Below are 22,226 nucleotides of genomic sequence, written 5' to 3'. Positions count from 1 at the left end.
GAGTGAGGTGAAAATCCGCACCGGGCGAGGCAGCGTCTCAGTCGTGGCCGGAGACGCGAACCGGTTCGTACGGTTCTTCGAGGTACTCAACGTCCGAACTGGAGAGTTTGATGTCGAGGGCTTCGACGGCGTCTTCGAGGTGTTCGATGCTCGTCGTCCCGACGATTGGCGCATCGACCCACTCCTTGTCGAACACCCACGCGAGGGCGATTTGGGCCATCTTCACGCCCTTCTCGTCGGCGAGTTCCTGCACGCGCTCGTTTATCTCTTTCCCGCCGCCCTCGAAGTAGGGGTGCCGTCGTGCGAGTTCGTCGGTCTGGCCGCGCGTCGTCGCTTCGAACTCCTCGTGGGGGCGCGTCAGATACCCCCGAGCGAGCGGCGACCACGGGATGACGCCGACGCCTTGCTTCTCACAAAAGGGGAGCATCTCGCGCTCCTCTTCTCGATACAGGAGGTTGTAGTGGTTCTGCATCGTCATGAAGCGGTCCAGACCGAGCGAGTCGGCGGTGTACTGCGCCTCCGCGAACTGGTGGGTCCACATCGACGACGCGCCGACGTAGCGGGCTTTGCCGCGGCGAACCACGTCGTCGAGCGCGCGCATCGTCGTCTCGATTGGCGTGTCGTAGTCGTAGCGGTGAATCTGCAGCAGGTCGAGGGTGTCCATCCCGAGGCGGTCGAGTTGGTTGTCCACCTCCTGCTCGATTGCCTTCCGAGAGAGGCCGCCGGAGTTCGGGTCGTCATCGTCCATCTGGAAGTACACCTTCGAGGCGACGACCGCCTCGTCGCGGCGGCCCTCTAATGCCTTCCCGAGGACGCGCTCGGACTCGCCCTGCGAGTACATGTTCGCTGTGTCGAAGAAGTTGATGCCGAGGTCGAGCGCGCGTTCGACCAACTCGATTCCCGCCTCTTCGTCGAGCACCCATTCGCGCCAGTCGGAAGTGCCGAAGCTCATACAGCCGAGACAGATTCGTGAGACTTCCATCCCGGTGTCGCCGAGTGTCGTGTACTCCATGGCTATCGTTCACGCGGCGTGACGAAAAAAGTGGACCAACCGGAAACGGGTGGCCGCGAACGTGACGACCTTCCGTGACAGAGCCCACACTATTGTCGAGCATTCTCCGTGTCTGAGAGACTCATTGTTGCTTTATCTCCCGATACGTCGTATCATATGATAGAGGCATAGCCTCGGTGATTTCCATGCGCATCGCAAAATCGTTGGTCGCACTCGCCCTCACGGTACTCCTCTTGGGGTCTCTCGTCGGCGTCGCGGCCGCACAACAAGAACCGACCGCCGGCGGGACGATTGTCGTCGAAGAAGGCGAAATCTACACCGGCGACCTCCAAGCGACCGGCGGGACGGTCATCATCGCCGGCATCGTCGATGGTGACGTCGAATTCGCCGCCGGAACGGTGCTCGTCACCAACACCGGCCGCGTCACCGGGTCACTCGACGGCGTCGCGGGCAGCGTGACCATCGAAGGCGCGGTCGATGGCGACGTCAACGTCGCTGCCGGCGCGCTCTTCCTCCGGAGTGGCTCTATCGTCGGCGGCGACCTCGAAGCCGGTGCCGGAAGCGTGGCTATCGACGGCGCTGTCGCCGGGGACGCCACCGTCGGTGCCGAGGAACTCACCGTCGGCCCGAACGCTCGCATCGCGGGGGCGCTCGAATACGACGCTGAGACGGCGACCATCGACGACGGTGCGACCGTCACCGGCGGGGCCACTCGCGTCAGCAACCTCGAAATCGCTGGCCCGTCCATCTTCGGGATGTCTGCTGGGTTCGGGCAGTTCGACGCACCGATCATCCCGCAGTGGATGGTCGCTGGCTACTGGTTGCTCGTCAACGTCGCCCTCGGCGCAATCGTCGTCCTCGTCGCGCCCGGGTTCGCCCGCCGCGTGACGGGACTCGGCACGAAGAAGGCAGTCAGAAGCGGCGGCGTCGGCTTACTCGCTATCGTCGGCGTCCCAATCGTCCTGTTGGTCTTACTGCTGACTATCGTCGGCATTCCCCTGTCGCTCGTCGGCGGAATCGCGTTCCTCGTCGTGCTCTGGGTGGCGAGCATCTACGGCGCGCTCGTCCTCGGGACGTGGCTCCTCTCGCTCGGCGACTACGCGAACCGCTGGGCCGCATTGGCTCTCGGTCTGCTCATCGTCGCCATCCTCGACTTCGTTCCGTTCGTCGGCGGCATCCTCGAATTCCTCGTCCTCCTCGTGGGTCTCGGGGCGTTCGTCCTCGCCCTCCGCGGCGAGTCCGGCGACGAAACCGAGGGGATGGGAACCCCCGGTGAGGGTCCCGAAGAGGGCGCACCAATGACCTGACCGCGGGACCGTCTCATCATCTGAGCTTCACCTTTTTGGACGAACAATTATTATGGTAGTCTCTGTCTGTCGAACTATGGCAGTTGATTACGATGCCGAACTCCAGTCGTTCGAGTGGGACATTCCGGACGACTACAATCTTCCGGCGGTGATCGAGTCGCACGCAGATTCGTTTGGTGAGCGAGTCGCACTCCGATTCCGTGACGCCGACGGCGGGGAAGACGAGCGGGCCTACGCCGACCTTCGAGACGACATGAACCGATTCGCCAACGCGCTCGAATCGCTCGGCGTCGGCAAGGGTGACCGCGTGATTCACCTTCTCCCGCGCGACCCTGACGTGTTCGCGGTACAACTCGGCGCGCTCAAACGCGGCGCACTCCTCGTGCCGAGTTCGTCGATGCTCAAGCCGAAGGACATCAAGTTCCGCGCGAACGACTGCGAGGCGACGACGGCCGTCGTCCACGAGTCGCTCGTCGAGATGGTGGACGAAGTGAGCGACGAGACGCCGCTCGAAAACTTCGTCTCGCTCGGGGGGTCACCCGACGGGTGGACCGACTTCGACGAGCTCGTCGCCGACGAATCCACGTCGCACGACGGTCCCGACCTGAAGGCCGAAGACGGCATGTCCATCAACTACACGTCGGGGACGACCGGCCAGCCGAAACCGGTTCGCCACCGCCACCGCTGGATGCGCTGTTTCGAACTCGTCAACGCCCCCTACTGGTGGGGCGTCACCGCGGACGACGACCTCTCGGACGAACTCCTCTGGGCGACGACGGGGACCGGGTGGGCCAAGTGGTTCTGGAGTCCCGTCGGCGTCGGCCTGACGACGGGCGCGACACAGTTCATCTACAGCGGCGACTACGACCCCGAAACGTTCCTCGAACTCATGGAAGAAGAGGGCGTCACGCACCTCTGTGCGGTGCCGACTCAGTACCGGACGTTCACCCAGTGCGACCTCTCGACGTACGACCTCGCGTTGAAGGAGGCCCTGTCGGCCGGCGAACCGCTCAACCGCGAGCCAATCGAGGCGTTCCGCGAGGCGTTCGACGTGATTCCGCGCGACGGCTACGGCCAGACCGAGACGGTCGCGCTCCTCACGAACTACCCCGGTATCGACGTGAAACCCGGCAGTATGGGCAAACCCACGCCGGGACTCGGCACGACCATCATCGACGAGGACGAGAACGAGGTGGATGTCGGCGAAATCGGCGAAGTCGCCGTTCCCGTCGGCTGTCCCGGTATCTTCGACGCGTACTACGAGAAACCCGAGTTGGACGAAAAGACGTTCTCCGGCGACTACTACCGAACTGGTGACCTCGCCTCGCGCGACGAAGACGGCTACTTCTTCTTCGAAGGCCGCGCCGACGACATCATCATCTCCGCGGGCTACCGCATCGGCCCCTTCGAAGTCGAGGACGCGCTCGTCTCGCACGAGGCGGTGACCGAGGCCGCGGCCGTCGCCGCCCCGCACGACGAACGCGGGAGCATCGTCAAGGCGTACGTGGTGCTCACCGAGGGCTACGATGGCTCCGACGAACTCGTCACCGAGTTGCAGGAGTTCATGAAACGGGAGACGGCACCGTACAAGTACCCGCGCGAAATCGAGTTCGTCACCGAGTTGCCGAAGACGTCCTCGGGGAAGATTCGCCGCATCGAGTTGCGGGCCCAAGAGAAGTAACGTCGGTCGCAGACCGGCTCCGGGTTGTCTTTTCACGCCGGGTCGTCTTTCTATATCGACGGTGGGACTTGCAGTTTCATACAGTAGACGGAGCCACCGGACTTTCTGAACTCTGAGGTATCGACGGGGTGGACGGTGAACCCGAACTCTTCGAGTTTTCGAATGGTCTCGACCGCTTCCTCGTCGATGATGACGTTCTCTCCGTCCGGGCAGTAGGCGTTGCCCGCCATTCTACCGGACTCCTCATGAGAGATTTCGATGATATCGTCGTAGGCCTGCTCCAGCTTCCGACAGTCGGCGTCTGCAATCGCGCCGGGATACGCGAGCGCGACGTCGTCGGTCAGGTGTTCGAAACACGTATCGAGGTGGTAGAAATCGTCGGTCAACAGTTCGACGCCGATTGTCTCTCTCCCCGTAATGCGGGCGATTTCGTCCACTGCAGCGCGCTCGGTTCGCGGCCCGTAGCCGACCCACAGCGTCTCGTCGTCGGGGTGAGTCATCGCGTCTCCGGACCCCTCGAAGACCGATTCGGGCGGGTCGAGAACGTGTACACCCGTCCGTGATAATTCGGCGACGACGGCATCGATTTCGCCCGCTCGCTGCTCGTACTTCATTCTCGCGGGCAGGAACTGGGACTCCCCCTCGCGCTCGAAGAACAGTCCGTGGTTCGCGGTGAACACCATGTCCGGCAACCCTTCGACCGGGTCGAGCACGTACACGTCGAGTCCGAGCGCCTCGAAGACCTGTTGGAGGCTCTCCCACTGGTCTCGGACTCGGGCCCTGTCCACGACGTACGAACTGTCCATGTGCGGGTTTATCTCGTACTCGATGGCGAAGTGCGCCGGGTCAGCCATCAAAAGGTCGGGTGTTGAGAAGTGGGAGGAAAATGCCGAAATAGCATCTGATTTCACAGATAATACTCGACGGGCAGATACAAATACTTAGTCACGAGGCGGATTAGTTACCACGTGCTCACAACGTGTTCGCCGTCGGGTGCGCTTTCTTTACCCATCGCTTCGTCGTCACCTGCATGTACGTCGCAGACCAGACGTGGCCGGAACTCGGCGACTACGTCGCAGAGGCGTCGCTCGCTATCGTCCCGCTCGGTTCGACCGAGCAACACGGCCCGCACCTCCCACTCGCCACCGACCACCTCATCGCGGAGGCGCTCGCCCGCGAGGCCGCCGAGCGGACGGGGTATCTGTGCACGCCGACCGTCAACGTCGGCGTCAGCCCCCACCACCGCCAGTTCCACGGCACGATGTGGGTCGATGCGCCCCAGTTTCGTGACTACGTGGAGTCGATGACGCGCAACCTCGCGTATCACGGCATCGACCGCGTCGTGTTCGTCAACGCCCACGGCGGCAACGTCCAACACCTCCGCGAGGTCGGGCGACGACTCCGCGACGACGGGACGATGTACGCGATAGAGTGGATGTGGGACGAGTCGATTCCCGGTCTCGTCCGGGAGTTGTTCGACCACCCCGGGCCGCACGGCGGCCCGAAGGAGACGGCGATGATTATGCACATCGCCCGCGACCTCGTCCGCGAGGACGAACTCGAACCCGCCCGCGACGGCGGCGTCGTGGACTTAACGGCCGACCACGTCCGCGAACACGGCGCGCGGACGTACTACGACGCCATCGAGAACTCCGACAACGGCGTCTTCGGCGACCAGACCGACGCGACACCCGAGGCCGGAGCGGAACTGTTCGAGGCCGCGAGCGACCAACTCGTCAACCTGCTCTCGTGGCTGGACGACCAACCTATCGACGACTTGCTGGCACCGGCGCACGTAGACCCGCAACCGGGGTCGCGTCGATAATTTGCGACAGAGACGGCCGACACGCTCTTTTCGACACCCCCCAAGGACCTGTATGACAGTCTGGGTGCTCGGCGACCAACTGTATCCCGACGCGACGCCGCTCCAACACGACGACCACGTGCTCATGATAGAGGCGCACGCAGTGGGCGAGCGGATGCGCTACCACCCGCAGAAACTCGCGCTCGTGTTCTCGGCGATGCGTCACTTCCGCGACGAACTCAGAGAGCGGGGGTACGACGTGACCTACATCGAAGCCGAGACGTTCGGCGACGGATTGGACGAGTTCTACGCGGCCGCACCCGGAACCTCGCTCGTCCTGATGGACCCGCCGAGCCACGGCGCTGGCGACCGATTCTGCGAACTCGTCGAATCCCGCGGTGGCGAACTCACCGTCGTGGAAAACGAGTTGTTTCTGACGACGCCGGCGACGTTCGACGCGTGGGCGGGCGACGACGACACCTATCGCCAAGAACACTGGTACCGGCACCTCAGGCGCGAGACGGGGATTCTGATGGGCGGTGAGGGCGTCGGCGACGACGAACCTGCCGGCGGCGAGTGGAACTACGACGACGAGAACCGAGAGACACCGCCCGATGGCTGGACGCCGCCCGAGGTACCGAGATTCGAACCGGACGAGAGCACGCGGGAGGTGCTCCAGTTCGTCGAAAGTCGGTATCCCGACGCGTGGGGGTCGAACGAAGAGTTCATTTGGCCGGTGACACGCGAGGAAGCACAGCAGGCGCTCTCGCACTTCATCGAGGTTCGTCTCGCCGAGTTCGGCCCGTATCAAGACGCCATGGTGGATGGCGAGTGGGCGCTGAACCACTCGCTCCTCTCGGCGGTACTGAACCTCGGGTTACTCCACCCGTCGGAAGTCGTCGAGGCGGCCGAGGACGCCTATCGGTCCGGCGACGTGCCGCTCAACAGCGTCGAAGGCTTCGTGCGACAGGTGATTGGCTGGCGAGAGTTCGTGCGTCACGTCTACCGTCGGGCGATGCCGGAGTTGGCAGGTGCGAATCAACTCGACCAGACCGAGTCGCTCCCGGAAGCCTACTGGACCGGCGAGACGGACATGCACTGTCTGTCGGAAGCGGTCGGCCACGTCTACGACCACGGTTACGCCCACCACATCGAACGCCTGATGGTGCTCTCGAACTTCGCGCTCGTCTACGGCGTGGACCCCGCCGAGTTGAACCACTGGTTCCACCTCGGGTTCGTCGATGCGTATCACTGGGTGACGACGCCGAACGTCGTCGGCATGGGGTCGTTCGGGTCTCCCGTCCTCTCCTCGAAACCCTACGCCTCGTCGGGTAACTACGTGAACAAGATGTCCGACTACTGTGCCTCGTGTCCCTACGCCGTCTCGAAGACGACCGGCGAGGATGCCTGCCCGTTCAACGCGCTCTACTGGGACTTCCTGAAGGAGAACGAGAACGTGCTCCGCGGAACTGGTCGCATGGGACTCGTGTACTCCCACGTGGACCGCAAGGGCGACGAGGAGTGGACGGCCATCCGCGAACGCGCTCGGGATATTCGTGAACGCGGTCGTGCGGGGACGTTGTGAGAGACGTGAGGCGCGCGTCGTCCGACGGCGCGGCCGCTCACCGAGTGAAAATGAAGGACTGTACTCGCTCGTGATACCTCAGAGCCGTGCTTCGACGCTCGATTAGAGTCGTGTGACGTTCACCGCTCGCGGGCCTTTGTCGGCCTGCTCGATGTCGAATTCGACTTCTTGGCCCTCTTCGAGGTCGGGACCACCGATGTCTTCCATGTGGAAGAAGACGTCTTCGTCAGCATCTTCGGTCTCGATGAATCCGTAGCCCCCGGAGGACTTGAAAAACGCAACCTTACCTTTCGCCATTGCGTCTCCAAAATGGCTAGAGAGAAACATAAGACTTCCGCCGGAAATGACGCGAAACTGCCCGATAGCGCCGAGTTTCGGGGTTATTCGTCTTTGGACTCGCGCCCGAGCGTGTGGAACTCCTCGTTCGGTCGCATGTCCGCGAACATCGCCATACGGTTGCTCAGATTGAAGAACGCCGTCACCGACGCGATGTCCCAAATCGCCTCCTCGGAGTAGCCGACCGCCTCCAAGCGAGCGATATCGTCGTCGCCGACTTCCGCCGGGGACTCGGTGAGTTTGACCGCCACGTCGAGCATCGCCAGCTGCTTGTCAGTCACGTCGGCCGTCCGGTAGTTAGCGACCAGTTGGTCGGCGAGAAGCGGGTCGCGGGCGTAGATGCGAACCAGCGCGCCGTGGGCGACGTTGCAGTAGTAGCAGTGGTTGACGCCCGAGACGGCCACGATAATCATCTCGACTTCGGCGCGGGTCAGCGCGGTATCTTCGACGAGCGCGTCGTAGTAGTCGAAGAAGGCCCGCCAGTGGGAGGGTTTGTAGGCGAACCCGAGGAAGACGTTGGGCGTAAAGCCCGCCTTCTCGGTCTCGTCGTCGATTCGCTCCCGAAGGTCGTCCGGGAGGTCGTCGAGGTCGGGCACCGGGAACCGTCGCATTGCATCAACCATGTCAGTTCGGTCACCCGGTCGGACCTTAACGATTCCTCAGGTCAACGCGGCCGACTCATGTCCCGGCTGAGAGCACCACACTCAGATAGGCCGCCGCGGCGACGGCGAACACGCCGAGTCCGAACAGGCCGTAGTTTGCGAGTTTGTTGTCCGCAGTCCACAGGCTGAGTGTGAACTTCTTGTCCGACAGCGGCCAGAACGGTCGAATCCCCATCGGTGTGAGCACGTCGCCGAGGAGGTGGGCGAGGACGGTCAGCGCGCCGACGGCGAAACCGAACGAGGCGAGCGTCGTCGTCGTCTCCGTGGAGAACCCGAGCGGCGGGAGGAGGAGATACGCGGCTCCCGCGCCGACGCCGCCGACGAGTGCCGCAAAGGCGAAGGTGTGGGTCGGCCCGCGGTGTGAGATGACCGGTATTCGCGTGTCCACGTCGGGCAACATCGCAAACCAGCACATCACGCCGCCCGCGACGAGCGCGAGTTCCGGCGCGCCCGAGAGGACGAGCGCGAACCCGACTGGCGCGAACACGAGCAGCGAGACGCCCCAGTGACCGAATCGATACATTGGCTGAGTCTCGCGCTCGACGCGATGAAAATCTTTTCTCTGCGCCCGCACGTTCGGAGCAATCGTTAATTCACGGCCCGGCGAGTGTCCGAGTATGAGCCAACATCTCGCAACGTTCCTCTCCGGGCTATCCGCCATCGAGGCGACGGCCCTCGTCATCGTCGTCTCCGTCGGCGGCGCGTTCGTGATGGAGGCCGTCGTCCTTCGGGTGCTGTTCAACTACACGAAGAAGACCGAGACGACGCTCGACAACATCGTCGTCTCCGAACTTCGGTTGCCCATCGTCGTCTCTATCATCCTCTTCGGGTTCTATCTGTTCTCCGAGACGCCCGCGGTCGGCGAGACGCTCATCCCGCCGGAGACGCTCAGTACGTTCTTCGGCCGTCCGTCGATTTCCATCGGTATCGTCGTCTGGGCGTGGGCGCTGAATCGCCTCGTCAATCGCCTCGTCGAGGCCGTCAAAGACCGCGGAAGCCGATACGACTTCGCGCCGGTGTTCTCCAACATCTGGACGCTCGTCGTCTCGCTCGGCACCATCGGCACACTGCTCTACATCTGGGGCATCGAAATCACGCCGCTGTTCGCGGGGGCCGGTATCGCCGGCATCGCCGTCGGGTTCGCCGCGAAAGACACCGTCGCCAACTTCTTCGGCGGTATCGCGCTCTACTTCGACGACACGTACAAAATCGGCGACTACGTCGTCCTCGACTCCGGCGAGGCCGGGACTGTCGTCAAAGTCGGAATTCGCTCGACCACGCTCTTGACCCGCGACGAACTGCTCGTCACGGTGCCGAACTCCGTGCTCAACGCAGCGAAAATCATCAACGAGTCTGCGCCGAATCGTCGCCGTCGCGTGAAGGTACCAATCGGCGTCGCCTACGGCACCGACATCGACGAGTTCGAAGAGATTCTCGTCCAACTCGCCCTCGACGAACCGCTCGTTCTCGACTCGCCGCGTCCGCGGGCGCGACTCCGTCGATTCGGACCCGACGCGCTCGAATACGAACTCGTCTGCTGGGTCAACAGCCCGCTCAAGCGCGGCAAGGCGGTCCACAACGTCAACCGGGAAATCTACAAACGCCTGAACCGCGCCGGCATCGGGATTCCGTTCCCGCAGCGCGACGTGCACGTCAACCGCGAATCTGTGGCCACTCCGCGCGAACAGGCTGTCGCGGAGGCGAACGGAGAGGCTGCTACCGAGAACGGTACACGCGACAGCAACGGCAACGAGTGGGACGAAACGTTCGACGCCGAAGACGCCGACGACGGCTTCTACGACGACGCGTTCGACGACGAGTAACGGTATCAGCCGCGAACGTTACCGTCGTCGCCTCCGAAGACCATCTATGCTCCAACTCGGTCCGCTCGACACGCTCATCGGGACGTTCGGCCCGTTTATCATTCCGGTGCTGCTCTTTGCGGCCGGTGTCGTCGGCTATCTCGTCTTGCTCGCGCTCGGCAGAACGAAGGCACAACGCGGAGACTGACCAGTCTGCGCTCGGTGGCGACTGGGTCGTCGGTCGTCGCTGTCGAAGCCGTCGGTTGTCGTAAAAAAAAGGGTAATCGGGCGAGAACGCCTCGGGGTCGGGTTAGTCCGCCGAGCTAGAGGTCTCGCTTCTGCTGCCGAACCGCTCGAAGGCGGAGACGAACTCCGATTCGTCTTCGACTTCTTCTTCCCACTCTTCGAGACCGCGCTCGACACGCGACCCTTCGATGGTGTTGTCGAAGATGAACGCGAAGAGACCGCCGACGGCCATCCCCGTCGAACCGATGACGAAGACGGTGTCTGCGATGAGTTGGGTACTGAGAATCGGGCCGACGAGCGCGACCTGACTCATGCCCTGTCGGAAGGCTTCGGCGCTGCCGACGTTGCCCATGTACGCCGGAATTGCGAGACCTGCGAACATGGCGACGCCGATGATGAAGATGTTGCGCGAGGAGTCGAGGTCAACGTACTTCAGGTTCGAGAGACCGACGGCGACGATTTGGCCGAACATGGCGATGTACAGGCCGCCGACGATTGGGCCGGGGATAGTTGCGATGAGTTGGCCGAAGTAGCCGACGAACCCCATGACGAGCATGACGACGGCACCGACCTGCACGACGTAGCGCGAGGCGACGCCGGTCAGACCGATTGCGCCGATGTTCTCGGAGTACGAGGTCGAACCGCTACCGCCCATGATGGCCGAGAAGATGTTCATCAGACCCTCCATGCCGATGCCGTGGTTGATGCGGCGCTCGGACGGCGCACCGACACCGGAGAGACGGGCGACGGCGTGGTAGTCACCGAAGGACTCGACCATCGACGCCGCGACGCCGGCGAGCATGCCGATGATGAAGGAGGTGGTGAACTGCGGAATGCCGAAGGCGACTGCGCCGACGACGGGGAGCGAGACGGTCATCGTCCCTGCGCCGCCTGCGAAGCCCCACTGGAAGGGGTAGATTGGCATGAGCGCGGGTGCCGAGGCGACCGACGCGAGGTTGACGTAGCCCGGCGTTCCCGGTGCCATGACACCAGCGACGGACAGCGCCGCCGCGATGACGTAGGAGACGATGACGCCGAGCAGCACGGGGAACAGTTTGAACGCGGGGTGGCTGGTGTTGAGGTACTGCGAGAAGAGGACGATGAGACCGAGCGTCAGGCCGAGGAGCCACCAGTTGTTGGTGGCCGCCGTGACCTGCGGGACGTTGAACAACGACAGCCCGATGAGGGCAATCGTCGGCGCGATGACGACCGGCGAGATGAACTTGCGAAGGCGGCCGAGCAAGCCGAAGTAGCCGACGAGTACCTCCACCGCCGCCGCGACGATGATGGCCCCTTGCAGTTGGAGTAACGCGGTCTGCCACGTCGCACCCGACCCGCTCGCGGTGACCACACCGATGACTGCGATTGCCGGTGCCAGCATCGAGAACGGCGCACCCTGCACGATGGGATAGCGGTTCCCGAACGTCGTCTGCATCAGGGTTGCGACACCCGAGACGACGAAGAACGTCCCCACGAACCGTGGAATAATCTCTTGGGGCATGCCGAGGACGCCTGCGAGAATGAGGGGGACGGCGATGTTCGCGCCGACCATCGTGAGGTAGTGTTGAACGCCGAGAAGGAGAGAGGTGGGAAGGGGTGGTTTGTCTTCGATACCGTACTGAACGAACGAGCGAGAAGATGAGTCGTCCGTCACGACCATCCCCCCACATGCGGTGGCCAGAATCTGCGCATGGTTGTGCCACGATTCAATGGAGACTATATATCTGCTACGCTTCGCCGTGACTCTTGAGAAATATCTTTCACTTACGACGGACATTCACCGTCTGTGACTACTCTCTCTGACCGTTCGAACAGGACCGACGACCGATGGCTCGTCGGGTGGGCGTTCGGGTACGCCGCCGTCGGTGCCGCGTCGTTGGTCGTTCCACTGTACGCGCTGGCACTCGGGGCCGACGCGTTTCTCGTCGGGTTGATTGCCGCGACGGCGGCGTTCGCTGGCGCACCAGGTGCGATTATCTGGGGCCGACTCGCCACACGAACGAACCGTCGTCGCCCGTTCGTCCTGGTCGCACTCGTCGCAACCGGACTCGTTCTCGCGGCAGTTGCGGGCACGACCGACCCGCTCGTCGTCCTCGTCGCCAACGCGGTGCTGTGGTTCGTCGTCTCCGCCGCCGCGCCCGTCTTGAACCTCATCGTCGTCGATGGCGTCCCCGAAACGGAGTGGGAACGGCGATTCGGCGTCCTCAATCACTACCAGGGCTACGGCTGGCTCGGTGGACTCGTCGTCGGTGCGATATGGTCCGCCGTCGCCCCTCGATTGCTCGGTTTAGACGCAGTTACGGTCCAGCAGTGGTTCCTCGTCGTCTCGGCGTTCTCGGCACTCGTCGGCGCGCTCGTCGTTCGCGTGTGGTACCCCGAGCGGCCGACCACGTCTCCGAACCGGTTCGCCAGGGTCAGTGCCGCGATTCGCCGCCCCTCCGGCCTGATTGGGCGCTCTGTGCGGGCCGTCCCGTACGGCCCGTCGCGGATGTACTGGGCACTTCGCGGGATGGACTTCGACGCGCTCCGCCGACAGACCACTCCGGCCTTGCGCAAGTATCTCGCCGCCGCGACGCTCTTTTTCGTCGGGTTCTCGGTCTTTTTCGGCCCGCTTCCGGCCTACCTCGTCGATGCGGGGAGAACGGCCGACGAGGTGTTCGTGCTATTCGTGCTGTCGAGTCTCGGGTCGGCACTGAGTTACGTTCGCGTCGGCGAACTCGCGGCGAGGTACGACCCCCGGCAACTCCAGTTGGGTGAGCTGGCGACTCGCGGACTCGCCTTCCCCGTGGTCGCACTCGTCGGGACGACGTTCGCCGCGACCACCGGACTGGTCGCCCTCGGGGTGGCGTTCCTCGTCATCGGCGTCTCGTGGGCGGTCATCGCAGTGACCGCAACCGGGTTGGTGACTCGGCTCTCGCCGGCGAAAATTCGTGGCGAGGCACTCGGTGCGTACACCGCACTCGCAAGCCTCGGCGGCGGTATCGGGTCGGCACTCGGTGGCGTCGTCGCAACGGCCGCCGGATACGAGGTGGCGTTCACACTCGCCGGTGGCGTCGTCGCACTCGCACTCGTCCTCGTCTGGTCGGCTAAAACAGAGAGCGAAAGAACGCAGTCGGTTGCGCTCGGATAATTATTCGATGGCGTGAACCGGCGAAATCCAGATGACGAGTTCGCCGTCACGCTTGATCACGCCCTCGATGGCATCGTCTTTCTCTAACGGTGGTTCTTCGACGTCGTTCATGGAGACGCGAACCACTTGGTACACTTCGTCTACGAGCCAACCCGTTGCGGCCTCGTCTTGGAACTTGTTGGGGTCGAAGATGACGATGCGTTTCGACTCGCCGGCCTCGTCGATGTTGAGGAGGGACTTCGGATTGATAATCGACGTGGTGCGACCGCGAAGGTCCATGACGCCTTCGACGTAGTTCGGTGCGTTCGGGACCGCGGTGAGTTGCCCTTTATCGACGATTTCGCTCACGTACTCGATATCGACACAGTAGGTCTCCGAACCCAACTGAAACTCCAGCACCTGCACCTCTGCGGCGACCTCTTCCTCGTCCTCGTTCTCCTCTGCCGTCTCTGGGGTAATAGCGTCCTGTCGCATGGTCTACTCCGTGGCGAGTGACTCCGCCACACTGTCTACCCGATGTGCACAGATTCGCTCCATAAAGGTACGTACCCGATTATCACGGCTGATTATTCTCGCCGAGTGTTTATATACATCATTTCCGAACCTCGGAGGTAGATGAGCGGTCATGGAAACGGCACACTGACAATTCCGATGAATGCGCGTACTCGGGTCCAGCACACCACGGTAGCTGTGGCTCACGACGGCGACGACGGGGTCACCAGATGAGTACGGCGGTCTCAGATGGGACGACTCGTGCAGTCGTCGTTGACGACTCGCGGTTCATGCGGACGCTGATTCGCACCCTCCTCGAAGATAGTGCCGTCGAGGTCGTCGCCGAGGCCGGAAACGGCAGCGAGGCGATTGAGGTGGTCAGCGAGCATCAACCGGACGTCGTCACGATGGACATCGAGATGCCCGAGATGAACGGGCTGGATGCAGTCGAAGGCATCATGGAGCGATGCCCGACACCGGTGCTCATGCTCTCGGCACACGCCGAGGAAGACGCAGACGTGACGTTCGAAGCGCTCGACCGCGGTGCTGTCGATTTCGTCACGAAACCCGGCGGTGAAGTGACCTCGGAGATGCCGCGTGTCAAGCGCGAACTCGTCGAAAAGCTTCGGTCCGCCGCGGCGGTTGACCTCTCGAAGACGCGGGGTCGCTCACGTCCGTCAACGACGAGTCGCCAGCGAGCGAAACCGGCCTCGAAGCCGTCGAAGCCGACTTCGGCCGACTCGCTTCCCGAGGGTTCGACGCTTATCGTCGGCGCATCCACGGGCGGGCCGAACGTCGTCGAGCGGGTGTTGGCCACACTGCCTGCCGATGCGGGGCTTCGCGTCCTCGTCATCCAGCACATGCCGAAAGGATTCACCAAGCGCTTTTCCACGCGATTGGATGCGCGCTGTGAGTACGAGGTCAAAGAGGCCACCGACGGCGAACGAATCGGTCCCGGCCAGATTCGCGTCGCTCCCGGCGGGTCACACTTGCTCGTCACCGGCGACCGGGCCGGACAACTCCGGCTTGCGCTCTCCGACGACGACCCGCTTCACGGCGTCAAGCCGGCGATCGACCTGACGATGGCCTCTGCCGCAGAGACCGTCAAAAAGCCACTCGCGGGCGTTCTCTTGACCGGGATGGGCCGCGACGGCGTCGATGGGATGACGCGAATCAGTCGAGCAGGCGGGTACACCGTTGCACAGGACGAGAAAACATCAGCTATCTTCGGAATGCCCAAGCGAGCCATCGAGGCCGGGTGCGTCGATGCGATTGCACCCGACGGCAGCATCACCGAAGAGGCACTTCGCGGACTCACTTCCTGACCATGGACGAAGAACTCTACCAGGCATTCATCACCGAAAGCGAAGAGAACATCACGCAGTTGAACAACTCACTCCTGTCGCTCGAATCCAACCCGGACGACACCGACGCGATCGACGACATCTTCCGGCAGGCCCACACCCTCAAGGGGAACTTCGGGGCGATGGGTTTCGACAACGCGGCGACGGTCGCCCACGCCGTCGAGGACCTCCTCGACGAGATTCGACACGACCGACTCGAAGTCACCGCAGAGCGAATGGACCTCGTCTTCGACGGGATGGACCTCATCGTCGAGATTCTCCACGAAATCGAGGAGAACGGCGAATCCTCGACCGACCCGACGGGCACGGTCGAAGAGATTCGCGCCGCCGTCGAAGCGGAGGCCTCGGAGGGAAACCCGCAACAGGCGACGACTGAGGAGGCCGAATCCGACGAATTCGACCTGGACTCGCTCGTCGCCGACACCGTTGCCCTCGAACGCGTCGATTCCGACCTGACTCACGCCCGCGTCGAACTCGATACGGGACAGATGAAAGGCGTCGATGCGGGAATCTTCCTCAGCAGTATCCCCGAAGAGATTTCGGTCGTCGGAACCAGCCCGCCGCGCGACGAAATCGAGGCGGGCGAGTTCGGTGCCGACGTTCACATCTTCGTCGAGGGGCGCACCCCCGACGAGGTTGCGAGCGAGTTCTCCGGTCTCTGGAAGGTGAGCGAAGTCGAGACGACCGACGTCTCGCACGTGCTCGATGCCGACATCGACGTCGCCGACTCGGACGCGACTGCTGACGACGCAGGCGACGAAGTCGAGACCGACGACGCGGAAGCGGCAGACGCAGAGACAGACACCGACGACGCGGAAGCGTCGGACGACGAAGGCGACTCGGACGACGACGACGCGAACGAAGCCCGCTCCATTCAGGCGGTCAAGTCCGTCCGCGTCGATGTGGACCAACTGGACGAACTCCACGAACTCGTCGAGCAACTGGTGACGAGTCGTATCAAACTCCGCAACGCCATCGACGAGGAGAAACACACCGCGCTCGACAGCCTCGACGAACTCGACAAAATCTCGTCGAACCTCCAGAACACGGTCATGGACATGCGGCTCATCCCGCTGAAGAAGGTGTTCGACAAGTTCCCGCGGATGGTCCGCGACATCGCCCGCGAACAGGACAAGCGCATCTCGTTCAAAGTCGAGGGCGCGGACATCGAACTCGACCGAACCATCCTCGACGAGATTTCGGACCCGCTCATGCACGTGCTCCGGAACGCCGTTGACCACGGCATCGAGTCACCGGACGAGCGTGAGGCCGCCGGCAAGTCGCGGACGGGGACCATCAAACTCTCCGCCCAGCGCCAACACGACACGGTCATCATCACCGTCGAAGACAACGGCGGCGGCATCAACGCCGACGCCGTCCGCCAGAAAGCGATTTCCAAGGGCGTCGCCACGAAGAGCGAACTCGAGAAGATGCCCGACGAGGAAGTCTTCGATTACATCTTCCACCCCGGCTTTTCGACCAACGACGAGATTACGGACGTCTCGGGCCGCGGTGTCGGCATGGACGTCGTGAAGACCACCGTCGAATCGCTCGACGGCTCCGTCTCCGTCGAGAGCGAACCCGGCGAGGGGACGACGTTCAACATCCGCCTGCCGGTGTCGGTTGCGATTATCAAAGTCCTCTTCGTGCAGGTCGATGACCGCGAGTTCGGCGTGCCCATCAAGTACATCGACGAGATTAGCCGCCGTGACCGCGTTCAGACGGTCAACGGAACGGAAGTCATCGTCCACGAAGAGACCATCTTCCCGCTCATTCGACTCCGGGAAGCCCTCGAAATCGACTCCGAAGAACCCGACGACGGCATGGTCGTCCGCATTCGACCCGAGGACAGACAGGTCGCACTCCACTGTGACGGCGTGACGAAACAAGAAGAAGTCGTCGTGACGCCGTTGCAGGGTCCCCTCTCCGGTGTCGGGGGACTCTCCGGGACCGCAGTTATCGGCGACGGAAACGTCATTCCGATTCTGGATATCTCGACGCTCCAACTCCCCGAGGGTGGGAAAGAGACGATGCGTGAGTTCGACCCGAGTCAACTCCCGAGTACGGCGGAGGAGGCCGCGGACTGATGGTCTCGTCGCGTCAAGAGGACCGGGCGTTCACGACGTTGCTCACGTACATCGAGGACGAACTGGCCTTCGCAACGAGTTCGTACAACGACGCGTACCTCGACCGGCGGATTTCCGCACGGATGCGCCGCCGTCGCGTCGATGAGTACGCCGAATACCAGGCGCTCCTCGAAGACGAACAAGAAGAACAGCAGGCACTCCTCGACGCTCTCTCGGTGAACGTGACGAGCTTTTTCCGTAATCCCGAAGTCTGGGAAGCACTCCGCGACGTGTTACGCGATTTGAGTGCGAGCGGGTCGCGCCGCGACCCGATTCGAATTTGGAGTGCCGCGTGTTCGGACGGGCGTGAAGCCTACTCACTTGCGATGCTCGCACACGACGACGACCACGTGGACGAACGACGCGTCGAAATCGTCGGGACCGACATCAAACGCGAGATACTCCGTGCCGCCCGCAAGGGAGAGTACCGCGCCTCGGAGACGAACGACGTGGCCGAGCAACTCGACCCGATGGACCGCTGGGAGCGATTCGTCGAGAAAGACGACGAGTGGTTCCGCGTCAAAGACCGACTCAGGGACATGGTCCAGTTCAAACGACGGGACCTCATCCGCGAGGACCCGCCGGGGACGTTCGACCTCGTCGTCTGTCGGAACCTGTTCATCTACATCAACGCCGACTCGAAGCGCGCGGTGTTCGAGACGCTCGGTTCTGCGCTCGACGACGACGGCTACCTGACGATTGGGATGACAGAGACGATTCCGCCGTCGTGTCGGAAACAGTTCGAGCCGGTCGAAAAACGGCTCCGAATCTACAAAGGCACTCCCGAAAGCACTCGAAGGTGACCGATGCAACCCGGTGAACAGAAACTTGGTGACACGCGTGGGCGCTTCCTCCAGGTCGTGAAAAACGGTCGTGAACTCCACGACGTAGACTGGACGAGCGGCCGCATTCTCCTCTCGAACAAGCGATTGGTGCTCGCCGGAAGGGGCGGAAAACGAACGATTCCACTGGATAGCATCGAATCGCTCGGCGGCCGATTCGACGTCAACCAGCGCATCGCTACCGTCTCGGATTACTTCAGTATCCACATCCCGAGCGGCGTCTTGCTGCTCGCGCCAGTCGAATACGACGAGTTCGAAATCGACTTCTTCGGTGCGCTGTTGAACGCCGAGAGTTTCCTCACTCGTCACCCCGCAGTCGCGGGTGGCGTCGTCCAGAACACCGAGTGGGAGAAGTGCCGGCTCAAAGTCGAAGAGGAAGCCGTGAGCATGGCGACCGTCAGCGGGAAGTTCGTTGAAATCCGCCTCGACGACATCGGCGATATCAAGACCGGCGAACGGAAGATTATCGAAGAGAACCGTAACGTCATCGAGGTCGAGCACTCCGACGACGAAGGGACGAGTTTACAGACGTACATCTCCGGTCCCAAGCGCGCAATCTCGTTCCTCTACTCCCTGCTTCGAGAGGGCGAGGAACTCTCCGAGACCTCTATCGAACTCAGTGAGACCGACAAGCAGGTTCTGACGGCGCTCTACTCGGGTGTCGAACCGTTCGACATCCCCGGCTTTTTGGGAATCGACGTCGAGAAGGTCGAAGCGCTCTTTCAGCGACTCATCGACCACAACGTCGTCGAAGAGATTCGCGTCAGACGCGAAGTCAGGCTCAACGCCCGCGGCCGCAGTATCGCATCCGACGCAATCGAACAACAGTAACGACTCTTCGGCCGGTTTTCTGTAGCGAACGAAGCCAACCGACGAGTCACGACTCTACGGACGTATCCGCTGGAGTGACTACGCGGCGTGGAACGTGAGAGCCACCGGGAGGGAAACAACCAGTGAAAACAGGACGAACAGACGGGACGGCAGCGATCAGACGTTGACGTCTTCGATTTCTTCGTTCACGACGAACCGACCCTGCGGCGTCAGCGACGTCGGGAGTTCGTCGTCGCCGATGAGACCCTCGTCGTGGAGCGTCTCCAATTTGGCATCGAGGACCTCCTGTTCGACCCCGAGGAGTTCGCTGAAGTCAACCTCGGCGGCCATCTCACCCGCGGAGTAGAGACCGACGAGCACTTCGAGTTCTTGCTCTGTGACCTCGATGTTGCGAACGTCGGATTTGATCCAGTGGTAGACGAGTCTGAGATACCGGCCGAGGATGTTCATCTTTCGGCGGGACTTGAGCGAAATCTCCGAGGTCACCGTTTGACCTTGTTCGACGTGTTGGACCGAGAGCACGAGCTTTTTCTGCTCGTCGTCGTTGGTGCGTTCGAGCACCTCGAAGAAGATGACGCTCGCCAGATCGATGTGGAACGGTTCGCCGTTCTCGGTGAGTGGTCCCTCGTCGTCCGGGAACGTCACCGCCTCGTAGTCGAGGTGGAGACCCGACTCGTGCGGTTCGGTGTCCATCACGCGACCACCGACCCGTGCTGGGTGCTTCACCGTCGCTTGCGACCCGTTGAGTGCCGCACGGAACAAGTAGAGCGAGAACTTCTCGATGGTCTCGCGGTCGCCACCGATGACCGTCGTTCGGCGTTGGCGACCCGTGATGTAGCCGACCATCACGGTGTAATCGAAGAAGTCCTCGACTTCGGGTGGCACCTGTCCGACCGCGATGTCGAAAATCGACGTGATTGGGATGGCGTTCTTCGACTTTCCGGTGGCGAGGATGAGTCGCCGTTGACTCATCAGGACGCGTCCTTTGACCGGTTCGAACGCCGTGCTCCCGCCCGCGACGAAACTCGCAACGAAATCGACGACGATGGCTTCGCCGCTCGACGTCCGTCGGATGCGGGCCTCACGCTCCGCTTTAGTTTCTTCTTCGGTCGCCTTTGGTTCCGGTTCCTCTTTTTGCCGACGGTACGCTTGCAGTAGGTCGCTCTTCGCTACGTCGCCGCCTTCGACCGCGTTCGAGCGGGCGTTAGCGACGATTTTCGCATCGTCCGCCGTCTGTCCCTCTGGTTCCTGTGTGTCGTCAGTCATATGCTAATCAGCGCTCCTGCGAGCGACGAGGTGGCGACTGCCATACTCGACCCCACCCAAACGAGGATGACGAAGTGGAGATAGGCGTTGGCCTTGTGGCCCCCGTCAACCATCCGAATCATCAGCGACGAGAGGAGGGCGTTGAACAAGATGATGAGGCTCAGCATGTACTCGATGAGCGGCACGTCGTAGACACCCGCGTAGATGAGCGTCCCGAACTGTAGGCTATCGAGGTTCATCTGCGTCGAGAACGTCGCAAGAATCTCGACGACTTCCAGTCCGATGAAGAACGCGAACGATGCCGAGGCCGTAATCCCGTAGAGAACACCGATGAGCGTCACCGTAGACTGTTTGCGCTGTTGGCGAAGCTTGATAATCTCGTTCATGTTCCGACTGATAAGCTCGCCGAGTTGCTTGGGTTTCCCACCCATCGACCGACCGGCGTTGTACATCTCACTGAACTTCTGAATGAGGTAGGAGCCAGACTCGGCGGTGAAGAAGAACCACGAACGGTCGGGGTCGAGACGCATCCGGAGACGGGTGTGCAAGCGGTTTATCTCTCGGGTGAGGTTGCCGAAGTCCTTCTTGCGAAGCGTCTCCAACACGTCGGTCGTCGTACTCTGTTTCGCCGTCTCGGACGCTCCGAGCGCGCGAATGAAGCCGGGGTACTCCTCGTCGCGCTCGTTGATCTTCTTCTCGTGGCGGCGGGCGACGATGCCGGGGACCGCGAGCGGCGTCAGCGGCGTTGCGAGGAGCAACGGCACCGGGATATCCATCATAATCGGGCGCATGGTCTCGCCGACGAGCGTCAGGTTGAACGTCCCGAGGGCGAGAAGCAGGACCATCACGACGGAGAGACCGACCGCGCCGTACAGCGTGATGTCTATCTGGCGGTCGGCTTTCGTCCGGTACTCTCGTTGCTGGTACCACAGCGGGTCGTACGGCGACATCGTCCGGATGACGAAGTAGAACCCCAACTGCACGAAGACGAACAGCACGATGACCGCCGCAATCGTCATCGTCGCGTCCGTCCCGGTGAGAATCGGGAGCACGATGGCGTTGATAATGGCGAACGTCATCGAGAGAATCATCGAGAGATACAGGTCTTTCATGACCTCGAGGTTCCCGAGTGCGCTCTCGTAGACGGTGATGTACTTCTGAATCATCGCCGTCTGCTCGCCGAGCAGGAAGTCGTCGATGCTCTGCCCGGCGTTGATTGCGTACGCGAGACGGTCGAGGAAGTCCGAAAGCGGCTTCGACGGTACTTCGCGTGCACGGCGGACACACGCGTCGTCGAGCGACTGGTTCCACACGTCCACCAGTTGGACGATACGGTTCATCTCCGTCGCCAACTCACCGTACTCTTCTTCACGCGCGAGCGTGCGGAAGACGGCCACACGGTCGATGTTCGTCGTCGAGAGGACGGTCATGTGCGTGATGAGCAGGTGGATCTGGTTTTCGAGGCCGCGGCGCGTCTGCTCGACTAAGAGGCGCGGGTAGAGAACGGCACTCCCGAGTAGCAACACGCCGAGCATGAAAATCGGGATGCGAACGAGGACGGGGAGTGGCAGCGCAATCGCGCCGATAATCGAGAGGACGAAGAACACGATTGCCGGTCCAAGTACGAACAGGAGGTACCGAGGCAACTCCATCGGCATCTTCTCGTAGGACTCGACGATGTCGTCGAAGAAGTCTCGAACCTGAACCGCTTGCACCGTCGCGTTGGTCTCCCCACTCATG

The 22,226-nt window shown here is 62.3% G+C and carries 20 protein-coding genes; 11 read left to right on the top strand and 9 right to left on the bottom strand.

The window, feature by feature from the left end; translation table 11 throughout:
* Nucleotides 1-37: 37 nt before the first annotated feature.
* The gene (locus ACFQJC_RS10720) at nucleotides 38-1,012 is read right to left on the bottom strand and encodes an aldo/keto reductase (RefSeq protein WP_390223331.1); all 975 of its coding nucleotides are present in this window, start codon (nucleotides 1,010-1,012) and stop codon (nucleotides 38-40) included.
* A 185-nt stretch (nucleotides 1,013-1,197) separates the two neighbouring features.
* On the opposite strand from ACFQJC_RS10720, the gene ACFQJC_RS10715 reads away from it, so the two are divergent.
* Nucleotides 1,198-2,319, top strand: coding sequence for a bactofilin family protein (locus ACFQJC_RS10715; RefSeq protein ID WP_390223329.1), 1,122 nt, complete (start codon nucleotides 1,198-1,200; stop codon nucleotides 2,317-2,319).
* Between the two features lie 76 nt (nucleotides 2,320-2,395).
* On the top strand, nucleotides 2,396-4,000 hold the full coding sequence (locus ACFQJC_RS10710; RefSeq protein WP_390223327.1) for an acyl-CoA synthetase: 1,605 nt from the start codon (nucleotides 2,396-2,398) through the stop codon (nucleotides 3,998-4,000).
* 50 nt (nucleotides 4,001-4,050) lie between these two features.
* On the opposite strand, the gene ACFQJC_RS10705 is transcribed toward ACFQJC_RS10710, so the two are convergent.
* The gene (locus ACFQJC_RS10705) at nucleotides 4,051-4,854 is read right to left on the bottom strand and encodes a dimethylarginine dimethylaminohydrolase family protein (protein WP_390223325.1); all 804 of its coding nucleotides are present in this window, start codon (nucleotides 4,852-4,854) and stop codon (nucleotides 4,051-4,053) included.
* Between the two features lie 176 nt (nucleotides 4,855-5,030).
* Here ACFQJC_RS10705 and ACFQJC_RS10700 point away from each other — a divergent pair, with 176 nt between their 5' ends.
* Both ACFQJC_RS10700 and ACFQJC_RS10695 read left to right on the top strand, forming a co-directional pair.
* Nucleotides 5,031-5,825 carry a creatininase family protein gene (locus ACFQJC_RS10700; protein ID WP_390223323.1) on the top strand — a complete coding sequence of 265 codons (795 nt, stop codon included), beginning with the start codon at nucleotides 5,031-5,033 and terminating at the stop codon, nucleotides 5,823-5,825.
* A gap of 52 nt (nucleotides 5,826-5,877) precedes the next feature.
* Nucleotides 5,878-7,389: a cryptochrome/photolyase family protein gene (locus ACFQJC_RS10695; protein WP_390223321.1), complete on the top strand. Its 1,512-nt coding sequence runs from the start codon at nucleotides 5,878-5,880 to the stop codon at nucleotides 7,387-7,389.
* 102 nt (nucleotides 7,390-7,491) lie between these two features.
* Here ACFQJC_RS10695 and ACFQJC_RS10690 read toward each other — a convergent pair whose 3' ends face one another.
* From ACFQJC_RS10690 to ACFQJC_RS10680, 3 genes are all read right to left on the bottom strand, one after another.
* Complete coding sequence (locus ACFQJC_RS10690; protein ID WP_390223319.1) at nucleotides 7,492-7,686, bottom strand: cold-shock protein; 195 nt, start codon at nucleotides 7,684-7,686, stop codon at nucleotides 7,492-7,494.
* Between the two features lie 83 nt (nucleotides 7,687-7,769).
* Nucleotides 7,770-8,348 (bottom strand): peroxidase-related enzyme, encoded by a 579-nt coding sequence (locus tag ACFQJC_RS10685; RefSeq protein WP_390223318.1) that lies wholly within the window; start codon nucleotides 8,346-8,348, stop codon nucleotides 7,770-7,772.
* A 55-nt stretch (nucleotides 8,349-8,403) separates the two neighbouring features.
* Nucleotides 8,404-8,910 carry a metal-dependent hydrolase gene (locus ACFQJC_RS10680; RefSeq protein ID WP_390223317.1) on the bottom strand — a complete coding sequence of 169 codons (507 nt, stop codon included), beginning with the start codon at nucleotides 8,908-8,910 and terminating at the stop codon, nucleotides 8,404-8,406.
* A gap of 94 nt (nucleotides 8,911-9,004) precedes the next feature.
* Between ACFQJC_RS10680 and ACFQJC_RS10675 the strand changes: the two genes are divergently transcribed.
* Nucleotides 9,005-10,210, top strand: coding sequence for a mechanosensitive ion channel family protein (locus ACFQJC_RS10675; RefSeq protein ID WP_390223316.1), 1,206 nt, complete (start codon nucleotides 9,005-9,007; stop codon nucleotides 10,208-10,210).
* A 46-nt stretch (nucleotides 10,211-10,256) separates the two neighbouring features.
* Nucleotides 10,257-10,397, top strand: coding sequence for a hypothetical protein (locus ACFQJC_RS10670; RefSeq protein WP_390223315.1), 141 nt, complete (start codon nucleotides 10,257-10,259; stop codon nucleotides 10,395-10,397).
* Between the two features lie 102 nt (nucleotides 10,398-10,499).
* On the opposite strand, the gene ACFQJC_RS10665 is transcribed toward ACFQJC_RS10670, so the two are convergent.
* A complete protein-coding gene (locus tag ACFQJC_RS10665) occupies nucleotides 10,500-12,095 on the bottom strand; it encodes a uracil-xanthine permease family protein (protein ID WP_390223314.1) in 1,596 nt (531 codons plus the stop codon).
* A 126-nt stretch (nucleotides 12,096-12,221) separates the two neighbouring features.
* Between ACFQJC_RS10665 and ACFQJC_RS10660 the strand changes: the two genes are divergently transcribed.
* Nucleotides 12,222-13,565, top strand: a complete 1,344-nt coding sequence (locus ACFQJC_RS10660; protein ID WP_390223313.1) for an MFS transporter — start codon at nucleotides 12,222-12,224, stop codon at nucleotides 13,563-13,565.
* Here ACFQJC_RS10660 and ACFQJC_RS10655 read toward each other — a convergent pair whose 3' ends face one another.
* Nucleotides 13,566-14,039, bottom strand: a complete 474-nt coding sequence (locus tag ACFQJC_RS10655) for a chemotaxis protein CheW (protein WP_390223312.1) — start codon at nucleotides 14,037-14,039, stop codon at nucleotides 13,566-13,568. It abuts the gene before it with no gap.
* A 248-nt stretch (nucleotides 14,040-14,287) separates the two neighbouring features.
* Here ACFQJC_RS10655 and ACFQJC_RS10650 point away from each other — a divergent pair, with 248 nt between their 5' ends.
* Genes ACFQJC_RS10650 through ACFQJC_RS10635 form a run of 4 tightly spaced genes read left to right on the top strand, consistent with a single transcriptional unit; the run spans nucleotide 14,288 to nucleotide 19,220 of the window.
* Nucleotides 14,288-15,382, top strand: coding sequence for a protein-glutamate methylesterase/protein-glutamine glutaminase (locus tag ACFQJC_RS10650; RefSeq protein WP_390223311.1), 1,095 nt, complete (start codon nucleotides 14,288-14,290; stop codon nucleotides 15,380-15,382).
* A gap of 2 nt (nucleotides 15,383-15,384) precedes the next feature.
* Nucleotides 15,385-17,508, top strand: coding sequence for an ATP-binding protein (locus tag ACFQJC_RS10645; RefSeq protein ID WP_390223310.1), 2,124 nt, complete (start codon nucleotides 15,385-15,387; stop codon nucleotides 17,506-17,508).
* A complete protein-coding gene (locus ACFQJC_RS10640) occupies nucleotides 17,508-18,350 on the top strand; it encodes a CheR family methyltransferase (RefSeq protein ID WP_390223309.1) in 843 nt (280 codons plus the stop codon). Before ACFQJC_RS10645 ends, ACFQJC_RS10640 begins: the two co-directional genes overlap by 1 nt.
* A gap of 3 nt (nucleotides 18,351-18,353) precedes the next feature.
* The gene (locus tag ACFQJC_RS10635) at nucleotides 18,354-19,220 is read left to right on the top strand and encodes a CheF family chemotaxis protein (RefSeq protein WP_390223308.1); all 867 of its coding nucleotides are present in this window, start codon (nucleotides 18,354-18,356) and stop codon (nucleotides 19,218-19,220) included.
* A 156-nt stretch (nucleotides 19,221-19,376) separates the two neighbouring features.
* Here the strand turns inward: ACFQJC_RS10635 and ACFQJC_RS10630 are convergent, their stop codons facing one another.
* Nucleotides 19,377-20,486: a CheF family chemotaxis protein gene (locus tag ACFQJC_RS10630; RefSeq protein ID WP_390223307.1), complete on the bottom strand. Its 1,110-nt coding sequence runs from the start codon at nucleotides 20,484-20,486 to the stop codon at nucleotides 19,377-19,379.
* A complete protein-coding gene (gene flaJ / locus ACFQJC_RS10625; RefSeq protein ID WP_390223306.1) occupies nucleotides 20,483-22,225 on the bottom strand; it encodes an archaellar assembly protein FlaJ in 1,743 nt (580 codons plus the stop codon). The genes ACFQJC_RS10630 and flaJ overlap by 4 nt, the downstream gene beginning before the upstream one ends.
* Nucleotide 22,226: the final 1 nt, after the last annotated feature.

Origin of the sequence: Haloferax namakaokahaiae (assembly GCF_042663225.1) — an archaeon.
Taxonomy (GTDB): Archaea; Halobacteriota; Halobacteria; order Halobacteriales; family Haloferacaceae; genus Haloferax; species Haloferax namakaokahaiae.
The sequence above is the reverse complement of the archived record's forward strand: the minus strand, read 5'-3'. Positions and strand labels throughout refer to the sequence as shown.

Excerpts from the sequence above, each read along its gene's own strand:
- ACFQJC_RS10690 (WP_390223319.1), bottom strand. The coding sequence starts at position 7,686 with ATGGCGAAAGGTAAGGTTGCGTTTTTCAAGTCCTCCGGGGGCTACGGA.
- ACFQJC_RS10645 (WP_390223310.1), top strand. The coding sequence starts at position 15,385 with ATGGACGAAGAACTCTACCAGGCATTCATCACCGAAAGCGAAGAGAAC.
- ACFQJC_RS10665 (WP_390223314.1), bottom strand. The coding sequence starts at position 12,095 with ATGGTCGTGACGGACGACTCATCTTCTCGCTCGTTCGTTCAGTACGGT.
- ACFQJC_RS10640 (WP_390223309.1), top strand. The coding sequence starts at position 17,508 with ATGGTCTCGTCGCGTCAAGAGGACCGGGCGTTCACGACGTTGCTCACG.
- ACFQJC_RS10635 (WP_390223308.1), top strand. The coding sequence starts at position 18,354 with ATGCAACCCGGTGAACAGAAACTTGGTGACACGCGTGGGCGCTTCCTC.
- ACFQJC_RS10705 (WP_390223325.1), bottom strand. The coding sequence starts at position 4,854 with ATGGCTGACCCGGCGCACTTCGCCATCGAGTACGAGATAAACCCGCAC.
- flaJ (WP_390223306.1), bottom strand. The coding sequence starts at position 22,225 with ATGAGTGGGGAGACCAACGCGACGGTGCAAGCGGTTCAGGTTCGAGAC.
- ACFQJC_RS10680 (WP_390223317.1), bottom strand. The coding sequence starts at position 8,910 with ATGTATCGATTCGGTCACTGGGGCGTCTCGCTGCTCGTGTTCGCGCCA.
- ACFQJC_RS10650 (WP_390223311.1), top strand. The coding sequence starts at position 14,288 with ATGAGTACGGCGGTCTCAGATGGGACGACTCGTGCAGTCGTCGTTGAC.
- ACFQJC_RS10720 (WP_390223331.1), bottom strand. The coding sequence starts at position 1,012 with ATGGAGTACACGACACTCGGCGACACCGGGATGGAAGTCTCACGAATC.
- ACFQJC_RS10670 (WP_390223315.1), top strand. The coding sequence starts at position 10,257 with ATGCTCCAACTCGGTCCGCTCGACACGCTCATCGGGACGTTCGGCCCG.
- ACFQJC_RS10630 (WP_390223307.1), bottom strand. The coding sequence starts at position 20,486 with ATGACTGACGACACACAGGAACCAGAGGGACAGACGGCGGACGATGCG.
- ACFQJC_RS10700 (WP_390223323.1), top strand. The coding sequence starts at position 5,031 with ATGTACGTCGCAGACCAGACGTGGCCGGAACTCGGCGACTACGTCGCA.
- ACFQJC_RS10715 (WP_390223329.1), top strand. The coding sequence starts at position 1,198 with ATGCGCATCGCAAAATCGTTGGTCGCACTCGCCCTCACGGTACTCCTC.
- ACFQJC_RS10695 (WP_390223321.1), top strand. The coding sequence starts at position 5,878 with ATGACAGTCTGGGTGCTCGGCGACCAACTGTATCCCGACGCGACGCCG.
- ACFQJC_RS10675 (WP_390223316.1), top strand. The coding sequence starts at position 9,005 with ATGAGCCAACATCTCGCAACGTTCCTCTCCGGGCTATCCGCCATCGAG.
- ACFQJC_RS10710 (WP_390223327.1), top strand. The coding sequence starts at position 2,396 with ATGGCAGTTGATTACGATGCCGAACTCCAGTCGTTCGAGTGGGACATT.
- ACFQJC_RS10685 (WP_390223318.1), bottom strand. The coding sequence starts at position 8,348 with ATGGTTGATGCAATGCGACGGTTCCCGGTGCCCGACCTCGACGACCTC.
- ACFQJC_RS10655 (WP_390223312.1), bottom strand. The coding sequence starts at position 14,039 with ATGCGACAGGACGCTATTACCCCAGAGACGGCAGAGGAGAACGAGGAC.